An 11,554-nucleotide genomic window follows, 5' to 3' on the forward strand; every position below is an offset into this window, starting at 1 on the left:
CCCGGCACCTCCCGACCGCCCCGGCCAGGGGAGATCAGGTCCGGTGCGCTCCGGCCGCACGGCGAACTTCGTCGATCAACGCGCGCCACGGGCCCTCGACCTGTGTGTCGGCGAGGCGCGCGTGATGCACGGCGGTCCCGCCCTCCTCGACATCGATGCGCCACTGGAAGCGGTCGGCCCCGCTCGACGGCGGGGGAGGCGCATCCCACGGGCAGCGGTCGATCAGTGAGCGCCAACGCGAAGCCCCCTCGGGGTCGGGTTCGGCACGCCACCGTCGCGACATGCCGGCGATCCCGCCCGAGCGCACGACGACGACGGCGAACGTCGGTCCGGGCGTGGCCTCAGGTCGTGGCATCCTTCTGCGCTTCGACGCCCACCTCGGCCCATGCGGCGCGGACGGCGTCGACCTCCTCCGACTCCTCACCGTACTCCGCCACCGCGGCGGCGCGGGTGGCGGCGGCGAACGCGGCGAAGTCGGCGGTCACCGACAGCGACCCCGATGTGAGGGTGTGGTACCAGATGAGACCCGCCCGCTCCCACGCGAAGCCGCCCAAGCGGGTGGCGACGAGGAAGAATGCCCGGTTGGGGATGCCGGAGTTGATGTGCACGCCGCCGTTGTCGTCCTCGGTGTCGACGTAGTCGCGCATGTGCCCGGGCTGCGGATCGACGCCGAGGACGTCGTCGTCGTACGCCGTTCCCGGCGCCGACATCGAGCGCAACGCGACGCCCTCGACGGCGTCGGTGAAGATGCCTTCGCCGATCAGCCACGACGCCTCGTCGGCACGCTGTCCGCGCGCGTGCTGCTCGGCGAGAGCGCCGAAGACGTCGGAGAAGGATTCGTTCAGCGCTCCCGACTGTCCCTGATACTCGAGGCCGCCGGACGCCTCGGTGACGCCGTGACCGAGTTCGTGCGCGATCACGCTGAGCGAGCGGGTGAAGCCGACGAACACCTCGCCGTCGCCGTCTCCGAAGACCATGCGCTCGCCGTTCCAGAACGCGTTGTCGTAGTCGACGCCGAAGTGCACCGTCGCCAGGAGCGACCCGCCCGCGGCGTCGATGCCGTCACGGGCGAAGGCATCCCAGAAGAAGTCGTAGCTCGCGCCGAGGCCGTCGTAGGCCTCGTCGACGGAGCGATCGCCGGTGGGGCCGTCGTCCTCCGTGCGCACGCGCCGACCAGGAAGCCGTTCGGTGTTGCCCGCGTCCGAGATGACGCGGTCGGGCGCGGGCGCGGCCTCGGCCACGAGCGTTCCGGCGTCGACCGACAGTCGCAGCCGCGTGCGCGCGGGGCGCTCGGGACGCGGGATGGCGAGGGTCTTCCGGGCCGCCGCGGCGGCGCGCGCCAGGCGCGGGTCATCGACGGACGCGAGCCGATCGAGCAGGAACGGGGGAACGATGCCGGGGGTCATGGGGCCGAGGCTAGCGCCGGTCACCGACATCGTGGCATCCGTTGCGCCCAGAACAGGAGGCGCCTTTCGAACAGGGCGATCCGGCCCGAATCGGCCTGTGCCGGACGCGGAGCCTGTTCTCGGCCGCGGTCGGGGGCGGAGGCGAACCGGTCAGGCCGGCAGAGTCGGGACCGACGCGAGCAGCTGCCGCGTGTAGGCGGCCTGAGGCTGCAGCAGGACCTTCTCGGTCGGGCCCTGTTCGACGACGCGGCCGTCCTTCATCACCACGACCTCGTCGCACACGTTCTGCACGACCCCGATGTCGTGCGAGACCAGCACGAGCGTCAGCTGCTCCTCGGTGCGCAGACGGGCGAGGAGGCGCAGGATCTGCGCGCGCATCGTCACGTCCAGCGCCGACAGGGGCTCGTCGCCGACGAGGATCCGGGGACGGTGGACGAGGGCGCGGGCCAGGGCGATGCGCTGCCGCTGCCCGCCCGAGAACTCGTGCGGGAATCTCTCCGCCGCCCCGGAGTCGAGGCCGACCTGCTCCAGCACCTCGCGGACGCGGGCCCGGCGATCTCCGTCGATCCCGAGCGCCCACAGGGGTTCCCCGACGATCCGGCCGACGCTCATGCGCGGGTCCAGCGACGCGTAAGGGTCTTGAAGCACGATCCCCGTGGCCCGACGGAGCCAGTGCAGTGACCGGGCCGAACCGCGCGCGTCGACGGTGCGCCCCTCCACCTCGACGCTCCCGGCGGAGGGGACGTCCAGCCCCAGCAGCAGGCGCACGAGCGTGGACTTGCCCGACCCCGACTCGCCGATGATGCCCACCGACCGGCCCGCGCGCACCGAGACGTCCACGTCCACCAGGCCCGCGGTGCGTTCGGTGCGGCGCCATCCCTTCGTGCGGGGCGCGACGTACGTGCGGGAGAGGCCGCGGGCGTGCAGGATCGTCTCACTCATGGCGCTGCCCGCCCTCCCGCTCGGTTCGGTGGCGATCGATCTCGGGATGCCACAGGGTCGCCGTCGCGTCCCGCAGCAGGGCCTGCGTCACCGGGGAGGCGGGCGCCCGCAGCAGGTCGGGCACCGCCGCCTGTTCGACGATCCGGCCGCGCTCGAGGACCACCGCGTGCGTGGCGACCTGCGCGAGCACGGCGAGGTCGTGCGTGATGAAGACCAGCGACATGTCGGCATCCTGAACCAGCGATCGCAGGAGCGACAGGATGCCGGCCTGAATCGTCACGTCCAGCGCGGTCGTCGGTTCATCGGCGATGAGCAGACGCGGTCGGCAGGCGAGCGCCATCGCGATGGCCGCGCGCTGACGTTGACCGCCGGAGAGCTGATGCGGATAGCGCGAGACGATGCGCTCCGGGTCGGGGAGCGCCACGCGCTCGGCCTCGGTGACCGCTCGGCGCAGCGCCTCGCGCCGCGAGACCCGCTCGTGGATGCGGACCGATTCGCCGATCTGGCGCCCGATCGTCCGGATCGGGTTCAGGGCCGTGCGCGGCTCCTGGAAGACCATCCCGATGTCGTCGCCCCGCAGCCGCGCGAGCTCGCGATCGGGGAGCCCGAGGATCTCGCGTCCGTTCCAGCGCACGCTGCCCGACGCGGTCGCGCCGTCGGGGAGCAGGCCGAGCACGGCCAGGGCGGTGAGGGACTTGCCGGAGCCCGACTCCCCGATGAGCCCCATCCGCGCCCCCTCGGCCACCGTGAAGCTCACTCCGTCCACCACGGTTCGGCCGCCGATGTCGATGCGCAGGTCCTCGACCTGGAGAGTCATGCGACCACCCCCGGGACGTGCGTCCGCGCTTGCGGGGTGCGCTCTGCGAGCGTGGGGTCCGCGGCATCCCGCAGCGCATCCCCGAGGAGGTTCAGTCCCAGGACCGTGACGGTGATCGCCAGTCCCGGCCAGACGACGGCGAGGGGATGCACCGCGATGTAGGCCTGGAGGTCGCTGAGGAGCACCCCCCACGACGGCTGGGTCAGCGGGGCGCCGAAGCCCAGGTACGACAGCCCCGCCTCCGCCAGCACCGCCACGGCCATTCCCCACGACAGCTGAACGATGAACACCGGTGCGACGTTCGGCAGGAGATGACGGAGGAGATTCTGGGCCGGGGTGAGTCCACTCGCGCGCCCCGCCAGCACGAAGTCGCTGTGCAGCACGCGCCTCAACTCGGGCCGTGTCACACGGGCGATGGTGACACCGAACCCGATGCCCACCGACCAGATGACGACGGCCAGCGACCCGCCCCACACCGCCGTGATCATCATCGCGATGATGAGGACCGGGAAGGCGACGAGGATGTCGACCAGCACGGCGATGCTCTCCCGCACCCACCGGGCCGTCAAGGCGCCCAGGGTGGCGAGGGCGATCCCGAGGAGCGAGGCGACCACGCCGGCTCCGACGGCCACCACGACGGTCGTCTGTGCCCCCGCCATCAGCAGGCTGAGGATGTCCCGGCCGTTGCCGTCCGTGCCGAGGAGGTGGGGCCACGACGGACCGAACCACCGGGAGCGGGCGTCCACACTCGCGGGGTCGAATGGCGTCCACACCAGCGAGACCAGCGCGGCGAGGGCGATGAGGCCGACCACGAGGATGCCGAACCGCCCCGTGCCGCTCCTCCACAGCCGGCGTAGCGTGCTCACGACGCCTCCCTCTGCCGCGGGTCGATCAGTCGGTGCACGAGATCGACGAGGAAGCCGACGATCAGGACGAAGCCGGTGAGCACGAGGAGTTCTCCCTGCACCTTGGGGAGGTCGCGGGCGGCGACGTCGGCGACGAGCATCCGGCCCACGCCCGGCAGGGTGAACAGCTGCTCGATGACGACAGAGCCGACGATGATGCCGGCGATCTGCAGTCCGAGGACGGTGATCACGGACAGGCCGACGTTGGGAAGACCGTGACTGAGCAACGCCCGCGTGCGCGTGAGGCCCTTCGCCGCGGCCGTGCGCACGTAGTCCTGCCCCTCCGCCTGGAGCGTCGCGCTGCGGACGAACCGCAACAACATCGCGCCTTCGACGACGCCGATCGTGATCGCGGGGAGGAGGAGGGCTCGGAAGGCCGCTGCCGGCTCGTTCCATCCCGCGCGCGGGAATCCCTGGGGAGGCAGCCACCCGAGCCACACGGCGAAGACGACAACGAGCATCATCCCCGCCCACACCACCGGCACCGCCGCGAGCGCCTGCGCGCCGACGCCGAGAGCCGTACCGTCCGGGCGTCCGCGGCGCAGGGCCGACAGCACCCCGAACGGCAGGCCCACGGCGAGCGCGACCGTGAGCGACATCGCCGCCAGCGGCACGGTCACCTGGGCCTTGTCGATCAGCTCGGCGGTGACCGGGGTGCCCGTGATCAGCGACGTGCCCAGGTCGCCGCGCGGGATCCCGCCGATCCAGTCGAGGTACTGCTGCCACAGCGGCTGCGTCAGTCCGAGACTCTCCCGCAGGGCTCCGACCTGCTCGGGCGTGGCTTGCGTTCCGGCGATGAGGAGGGCGACGTCGCCGGGCAGCACGCGCAGGGAGAGGAAGATCAGCGCGCTCGACACGGCCAGGCCCAGGACGAGCAGGCCCAACCGTGTCAGCGCATACCGGATCACTCCGACGAGACCGTCACACCCGCCAGCGGCAGGCGCACGTTGAGGGAGTTCTGCGGGAAGTCCGCGACGTTCGTGGCGACCGCGGTGAGCGGCGTCGACAGGAAGAGCCAATCGGCGGCGTCCTCCTCGGCGACGATACGGGCGGCCTCGGCCAGCAGGTCCGAGGACTGCTGTTCATCGGTCGTCGCGAGGGCTCGCGTGTACAGGCTCTGCACCTCGGGGTTGTCGTACCCGAAGTAGTACGACGGGTTCGCCCAGTTGCCGAAGTCGCGCGCCTCGACGTGACGGACGAAGCTCAGGTCGTAGTCCCGGTTGGTGTACACGTTCTGCAACCACGTCGGGAAGTCCACCGACTCCACCTTCAGCGTCACGCCGACGTCGGCGAACGAGGACACGAGGAACGTCGGGATCGAGGTCGGGTAGACGCTCGGAATCGTCAGGGTGAGGGTGAGGTCCTCGGCGCCGGCCTCGGCCAGCAGCTCGCGCGCGCGGTCGGGGTCGTACGCGATGTCGCCGGACAGGTCCTCGTAGCCGGGGTCGAGCGGGGGGATGGGGCCGGAGAGGGTTTGACCGGCCCCGAGCGTGTCGATGAGCGCCTGGTGGTCGATCGACAGGCGCAACGCCTCGCGCACACGCTGGTCGTCCAAGGGTGCGCGCGTGTTGTTGAAGGCGAGAGTGCCCTTGTCGGTCGTCAGCCCCGACTCGATCCGGAAGTCCCCGGTGCCGTCGAGCTGCCCCTGCAGTTCGGGGTCGATCTCGAGGGCGACATCCACGTCGCCGCTGAGGGCGGCGTTGATCGCGGCGCTCTGATCGGGGATGTAATCGAGCACGACCTCAGCGACGCCCGCCGGGTCGCCCCAGTAGGCGTCGTTGCGCGAGAGGACCAGGCTCTGGCCCGTGTTCCACGACGAGACCGTGAACGGCCCGGTGCCGTTGGTCGAGGTCTGGAAGTTCGTCGCGTCGTTGTTCTTGAAGATGAGGCCCGCTCGACCGGTCAGAGCGAACAGGAAATCGATGTTCGGCTGCGCGAGCGTGATGACGACGGTGGTCGGGTCGGGCGACGTGACCGAGGACACACCGGCGAGGTCGGCGCTGTTCTGGATCGTGGCGTCGTCCTTGGCGGTCTGCAGCGAGGACACGACGTCATCCGCGGTGAGGGCGCTGCCGTCGTGGAAGGTCACCCCCTGGCGGAGGGTGAAGGTGTACGTGAGCCCGTCCGACGAAACCGTCCAGTCGGTGGCGAGGGCGGGGACGATGGTGTTGTCGTCGTCGCCGTCGCGCGTGACCAGGCCCTGATAGACGTTGTCGACGAGCGCCTGCTCGAGCGCGGCTCCGCTCGTGCGACGGATGTCGAGGTTCGACGGCTCGAGCGAGAGGCGCACCGTGAGGGTGGCGTTCGGGTCCGGCTCGCCCGTCGCGGTCGGCGTCGTCGACGTGGCGGTGCACGAGGTGAACAGGAGAGCTCCGATCAGGAGCGCGCTCGTGGCGAGGGCGGTACGGCGCAGCATTGCGGGGAGTGTCCTTTCGCAGGCCGACGGCATCCGAGTGCTGTGGTGCCGAGGAGTGGGGTGAAGACAGCCTACTTTCACCCGCCGCGCCGCTGTCCCCGTGTGACACCGCGCGACACGGCCCGGCCGCTGCCGTCACCCCGCGTCGATGCGGTGCCGGATCAGCGTGGCGAGTCCGGCGGGATCCTCCTCCTGCACGTTGTGTCCGGTCGGGACGACGACGACCTCGGCTTCCGGAGCGCGACGCCGCAGCTCATCGGCGTCGGCGGCGGTCACGAACCCGCGACCTGCGCGCACCAGGGTCAGCGCCGCGGTCACCGCGCCGACATCGTCCCATCCCGTCGAGGCCAGCACCGCGCGCACGGCATCCGGCGTTGCGGTGTCGGAGCCGGCGGCAGCGGCCGCGGCGGCGAGATGGGCGAAGTGATGCTTCCATTCCACACGGCCGTCGGGGCGGACGCGCGTGTTGAGGAACACCCCGCGCGTGGCTGCCTCTCGGGATCCGCCTAGGCCGAACGACAGGGCCTTCTCGACCAGCTCGTCTCGCGTCGCCCAGTCGGTGGGCCCGGCGAAGAACTCCCGCAGCTGCGCCGGTCCGCCGCTCGGGTCGATCCCCGGAGTGATGTCGACGAGCACGACCCGCGCGACGAGGTCCGGACGGGATGCCGCGACCGCGGCCGCGGTGAGCCCACCCAGGGAGTGTCCGACGAGCACCTGTGGCCGGTCGGTCCAGGTCTCGAGCGCGCGCACGACGTCCGGGGCCAGGACCCGGGCGACGTAGGCCGCGTCGTCGCGCCAGGACGAGTCACCGTGACCGGCGAGGTCGATGGCCAGGGCCGGTGCGTCCAGATGCAGCAGCGTGGTGTCCCACGTGTGCGCGTTCAAACCCGCTCCGTGCAGGAACGTCACACGCGGAGCCTCCTCGCCCCACCGCAGACCGCTGATCACCCGCCCGTCGGGGAGCGTGAGGCGCACGCGCGCGACCGGTGGCACATCGACACCCGCGCCAGCCGCCTGCGCGGGCAGGAAGGAGAACTCGTCGGTCTCGGGCATGGAGCCAGCCTGGCAGCGCGCGCAGACGGCCGCCAGTCGGTGATGACACCGCCGTAGGCTGTCGGCATGGTCGAGGAACGACGCGTGCATCTGTCGAAGAAGGCTCCCGAGGCATACGCGGCGCTGAGGTCGTTCTCCAAGACCGTCGGGGGTCTCGCCGCGTCAGCGGGGATCGACGCCCGGCTGCGCGAGATCGTCCAGATCCACGCCTCGCAACTGAACGGGTGCGCCTACTGCGTCCGTGTCCACGTCGATGCCGCCGTCGCGGCGGGTCTCGACGCCGACACCATCGCCCAGATCGCGACCTGGCGGGAGTCCGGCGTCTTCGATGAGCGGGAACGGGCGGCCCTCGAACTGACGGAGTCGTTCACGTTCATCCACGACGACGGCATCCCCGACGAGGTCTACGACCGGGCGGGCGGCATCCTGAGCGAGCAGGAGTACGTGGCGCTCAGCTGGGTTCTCGTCGCCATCAACGCCTTCAACCGCGTGGCCATCGCGGGCCGGTACCCGGTGCCTCCGCGCCCCACCGCCGCGGCGACTCTCACCGACGGGGCGCTCCCGCCGGCCACCACCGCACCCCGCGCGCCGCACGACCACGGGGGTGCCGCGTGAGCTCCCTCGTCTCGGGGGCGACGAACTTCCGCGACGTCGGCGGTCTGCCCGCCGGCTCCACGCGCACACGCGACGGCGTGCTCTTCCGGTCGGGCAATCTCGTGCACGTCGATGACGCGGGCCTGCAGACCCTGGCCGCGCTGGGGCTGCGTCGCATCGTCGACCTCCGCGACGACGACGAGGTGCGCTACGCCCCGAGCCGGCTCGAGGGTCTGCCGGTCGAGGTCGAGCGGATCCCGTTGTTCCTCGGATCGGTCGAGTCCTTCTTCGAGCGCGACGTCAGCCTCGGTGAGCTGTACGACGAGCTCGTCGAAGGCTCCGCCGACCGCATCGTCGCGGCCGTCCGCGCGATCGGCGGTGCGGCGCCCGTGCTGGTCCACTGCACCGTGGGGAAGGATCGCACGGGAGTGACCGTCGCAATCGCGCTCGCCGCCGCCGGCGTCGATCGTAATGCGGTCGTCGACGATTACGCCCTCACCGAGCACCTCTTGCCCGCCGAGCGCAATCGCCGGGTCATCGCCGGGATCCGTGCCCTGCATCCCGGGAACCGCCACGCGGAAGAGCTCGCCACGCGCTCTCCGGCCGGCGTGATGCGCGCGTTCCTCGAGCGTCTGGACGCTCGCTACGGGTCGCCCGCCGACTTCCTGCGGGCCCACGGCATGGGCGACGAGGAGCTCGCCGGCCTGCGCTCGACCCTCCTTCACGAGGCGGTTCTTCGGTAAGGATGGGGCAGCAACACAGGTTAGGCAACCCTTCATTGCGGGTATAGTGGATGCCATCATGTCCATCTCCGCCGAGCACAACGACGCCGCCTGCCGATCGTCGCGCCACACCCGCGTGCAGCACCTCATCACGGCCGATGAGACCTCGCTCGCCGAGATGGACGCGCTTCTGTCGACGCTGCCGATCTGCTCGACCGGCCGGATCTTCGTCGAGGTGCCCGACGCGTCGTGGATCACCGCGATCGCGGCACCCGCGCGTATGACGGTGACGTGGCTCGACCGCTCTCGTCGGGGCGGTGCTCCCGGCACGGGTCGCGCGTGCGCCCCCGGCCAGGCGCTCGTCCGCGCGGTGACGGGCTGGGCCGGCGAGATGCTCTGCTGCGATGACGACGCCACCCGCATCTTCCTGCTCGGCGGCTACTTGGGCACCGCAGAGATCGTCGAAGAGCTGACGAACCGCCACGGGGTCGAGGCCGCAGCCATCCACACGCCCGCGCGTTTCGGTCTCGAAACCGCACGCTGAGGTCGGCCGGCGCGGGGCTCAGGCGCCGCGGGGAACGTAGTTCCCCTCGACCAAGCCCGCCTCGATCTCGAAACGGTTGCGCAGCGGATCGCGTCCCGCGAAGAAGTACAGCACCGGCATGAGGAACCCGTAGCGGCGCCACTGGGCGGCATGGACGGCTTCGTGTCCCAGCACCGTGTCGCTCGGGTCGACGTCTCCGGTGAGGAAGCAGTCGCCGACGCAGACCCCTCCGCGCGGAAACGCCCAGGCGGGGAGCCCCCGGAAGACCCACAGGCCGTTTCGCCGTTCGATGCGCCCCGTGCTCCAGAGCGAGCCCCACACCCACCCGACGGTGCGGCCGTAGAGGAAGCCCCAATGGCTGACGCGGGAGTCGAGCAGCACGCGCGGAAGGACGCGGTCGATCCGGCGCCCCCGCGCGACCGCGCGGTCGGCACGCTCGCGCCATCCGGCCGGAGGGCGGGGGATCGGGCTCACGCGAGGGCTCCCACCAGGCGCAGGATGGTGCCCAGGTCGTCGACCGCGGCCGCGGGGGATGCCGGCGAGAATTCCGTGATCGTCGCCCCCGCGAGGGGGACCCGCTCCCGCACGCGTCGAATGGCCGCGGCGACGTCCGCCGCGCGGGCTCCGAATGGCTCCGCGAACGCGACGCCGCTGATCTCGGCGGGGTCCAGCACATCGAGGTCGAGGTGGATGTACACGCGTGTCGCACCCGTGGCGGCGACGGCCTCGGCGAGGATCTCCGGGTCGGACAGCTCATCCGCGGAGATCGAGCGGATGCCGTGTTCGTCGATGAAGCGTTGCTCCTCGGCATCCCGAGCGCGTGTTCCCGCCAGGACCACGCGGGCCGGAGCAATGCCGGGGGACAGACGCAACGGCTCGATGCCCTCACCCAGGATGGCGCGGAGCACCATGCCGTGGAAGGCGCCGCTCGGCGACGACGCGGGCGTGTTCAGGTCGGCATGCGCGTCGATCCAGACGATCGCGAGATCCTCGTCGGCGACGGCCGAGACGGCACCGAGGGCGACACCGCAGTCCCCGCCGATGGTGACGCTGTGATCGTCTGCGCCCGCGGAGACGGCGTCGCGGATGCGCTCGCGCATACGCACGAGGGCGCTGGCCCGCAGGACCGGTGTGCCCTGCGCGTCACCGGCCTCCGGCAGCGGCTCGAGCGCGGTCGTCGCGGCGCGCGGCAGATCTCCGGCGATCGCCTCGGCGCCGTCGATGAGCTGCATCGCGCGGGAGGACGAAGATCCCTGCCACTGCGGGGCGATGACGAAACGCGTCATGACACACCTGTCGGAAGAGGGGAGCGCACCGCCGCGAGAACGGTGCGCTCCCGGGCGATCACAGGTCGGGGCTCGGTGCGTCGATCGCCGCCCGCTGAGGGCCGCCCGTCTTCAGGGCGGCCAGGCGCGCCTCGACCTCGGTGAGCTCGCCGACGTCTTCGAGGGCGTTGAACTGCGCGTCGATGCTCGACGCTGCCAGCTCCTGCTTGCCCGCGGCGAGAGCCTCTTCGCGGCGGATCTTGTCTTCGAAGCGGCCGAGCTCGCTCGTGGGGTCGAGGACGTCGATCGACTTGACGGCGTCGTGCACCTTGTTCTGCGCTTCGGCGACCTTCGCCCGCGCGAGCAGTTCGCTGCGCTTGGACTTCAGCTGCTCGAGCTTCGTCTTCATGCCGTTGAGGCCGTCCTTGAGCTTGTCGACGACCTCGGTCTGCGAGGCGATCGTGGGCTCGGCCGCCTTGGCTTCGCTCTCTGCCGTGATCTGGCGCTGCAGGGCGATCTTGGCGAGGTTGTCGAACTTGTCGGCCTCGCCGACGTTGCCCGCGGCACGCAGCTCGTCGCCCTTGCGGCTGGCGGCGAGGGCCTTGTTGCCCCACTCCGCCGCGGCCTGGACGTCTTCCTGGTGGTCGCGCTCGAGCAGGCGCAGGTTGCCGATGGTCTCGGCGATGGCCGACTCGGCGTCGGCGATCGAGTTGGAGTAGTCGCGAACGAGCTGATCGAGCATCTTCTGCGGGTCCTCGGCCTGGTCGAGGAGCGCATTGATGTTCGCGCGGACGAGGGTCGAGATCCGACCGAAGATGGACTGCTTGGCCATGCGGGATTTCCTTCCTGAGGCGACGATGTCGAGTCTGGTGCCGATTGCTACGAATTTT

General features: G+C 71.1%; 14 protein-coding genes. 3 read left to right on the forward strand and 11 right to left on the reverse strand.

Annotated features, from left to right (window positions below; all coding sequences use genetic code 11):
- Positions 1-34 precede the first annotated feature (34 nt).
- The 8 genes from P5G46_RS12880 to P5G46_RS12915 all read right to left on the reverse strand — a co-directional run bounded on the left by P5G46_RS12880 (position 35) and on the right by P5G46_RS12915 (position 7,539).
- Positions 35-355, reverse strand: coding sequence for a protealysin inhibitor emfourin (locus P5G46_RS12880; protein ID WP_239276541.1), 321 nt, complete (start codon positions 353-355; stop codon positions 35-37).
- Positions 342-1,406 carry a M4 family metallopeptidase gene (locus P5G46_RS12885; protein WP_239276540.1) on the reverse strand — a complete coding sequence of 355 codons (1,065 nt, stop codon included), beginning with the start codon at positions 1,404-1,406 and terminating at the stop codon, positions 342-344. The genes P5G46_RS12880 and P5G46_RS12885 overlap by 14 nt, the downstream gene beginning before the upstream one ends.
- A gap of 150 nt (positions 1,407-1,556) precedes the next feature.
- Positions 1,557-2,348 (reverse strand): ABC transporter ATP-binding protein, encoded by a 792-nt coding sequence (locus P5G46_RS12890; RefSeq protein ID WP_239276539.1) that lies wholly within the window; start codon positions 2,346-2,348, stop codon positions 1,557-1,559.
- Positions 2,341-3,165, reverse strand: a complete 825-nt coding sequence (locus P5G46_RS12895; protein WP_239276538.1) for an ABC transporter ATP-binding protein — start codon at positions 3,163-3,165, stop codon at positions 2,341-2,343. Before P5G46_RS12895 ends, P5G46_RS12890 begins: the two co-directional genes overlap by 8 nt.
- Positions 3,162-4,031, reverse strand: coding sequence for an ABC transporter permease (locus P5G46_RS12900; protein WP_239276537.1), 870 nt, complete (start codon positions 4,029-4,031; stop codon positions 3,162-3,164). The genes P5G46_RS12895 and P5G46_RS12900 overlap by 4 nt, the downstream gene beginning before the upstream one ends.
- Positions 4,028-4,978: an ABC transporter permease gene (locus tag P5G46_RS12905; RefSeq protein ID WP_239276536.1), complete on the reverse strand. Its 951-nt coding sequence runs from the start codon at positions 4,976-4,978 to the stop codon at positions 4,028-4,030. The genes P5G46_RS12900 and P5G46_RS12905 overlap by 4 nt, the downstream gene beginning before the upstream one ends.
- Positions 4,975-6,486 carry an ABC transporter substrate-binding protein gene (locus P5G46_RS12910; RefSeq protein ID WP_239276535.1) on the reverse strand — a complete coding sequence of 504 codons (1,512 nt, stop codon included), beginning with the start codon at positions 6,484-6,486 and terminating at the stop codon, positions 4,975-4,977. Before P5G46_RS12910 ends, P5G46_RS12905 begins: the two co-directional genes overlap by 4 nt.
- 135 nt (positions 6,487-6,621) lie before the next feature.
- Positions 6,622-7,539, reverse strand: coding sequence for an alpha/beta fold hydrolase (locus tag P5G46_RS12915; RefSeq protein WP_239276534.1), 918 nt, complete (start codon positions 7,537-7,539; stop codon positions 6,622-6,624).
- Positions 7,540-7,605: 66 nt separating this feature from the next.
- Between P5G46_RS12915 and P5G46_RS12920 the strand changes: the two genes are divergently transcribed.
- The 3 genes from P5G46_RS12920 to P5G46_RS12930 are packed head-to-tail and all read left to right on the forward strand — an operon-like array spanning position 7,606 to position 9,399.
- Positions 7,606-8,154, forward strand: coding sequence for a carboxymuconolactone decarboxylase family protein (locus P5G46_RS12920; RefSeq protein WP_239276533.1), 549 nt, complete (start codon positions 7,606-7,608; stop codon positions 8,152-8,154).
- A complete protein-coding gene (locus tag P5G46_RS12925; RefSeq protein ID WP_239276532.1) occupies positions 8,151-8,876 on the forward strand; it encodes a tyrosine-protein phosphatase in 726 nt (241 codons plus the stop codon). The genes P5G46_RS12920 and P5G46_RS12925 overlap by 4 nt, the downstream gene beginning before the upstream one ends.
- Before the next feature lie 58 nt (positions 8,877-8,934).
- Positions 8,935-9,399 (forward strand): SIP domain-containing protein, encoded by a 465-nt coding sequence (locus P5G46_RS12930; protein ID WP_239276531.1) that lies wholly within the window; start codon positions 8,935-8,937, stop codon positions 9,397-9,399.
- Between the two features lie 18 nt (positions 9,400-9,417).
- Here the strand turns inward: P5G46_RS12930 and P5G46_RS12935 are convergent, their stop codons facing one another.
- From P5G46_RS12935 to P5G46_RS12945, 3 genes are read right to left on the reverse strand one after another with little or no spacing between them, the layout of a single operon-like run.
- The gene (locus P5G46_RS12935) at positions 9,418-9,873 is read right to left on the reverse strand and encodes a Fe-S oxidoreductase (RefSeq protein ID WP_239276530.1); all 456 of its coding nucleotides are present in this window, start codon (positions 9,871-9,873) and stop codon (positions 9,418-9,420) included.
- Positions 9,870-10,685, reverse strand: a complete 816-nt coding sequence (locus tag P5G46_RS12940) for an arginase family protein (RefSeq protein ID WP_239276529.1) — start codon at positions 10,683-10,685, stop codon at positions 9,870-9,872. The genes P5G46_RS12935 and P5G46_RS12940 overlap by 4 nt, the downstream gene beginning before the upstream one ends.
- 58 nt (positions 10,686-10,743) lie before the next feature.
- Positions 10,744-11,496, reverse strand: coding sequence for a PspA/IM30 family protein (locus tag P5G46_RS12945; protein ID WP_077050362.1), 753 nt, complete (start codon positions 11,494-11,496; stop codon positions 10,744-10,746).
- Positions 11,497-11,554 lie beyond the last annotated feature (58 nt).

Source organism: Microbacterium mcarthurae (assembly GCF_046064585.1).
Lineage (GTDB): Bacteria > Actinomycetota > Actinomycetes > Actinomycetales > Microbacteriaceae > Microbacterium > Microbacterium mcarthurae.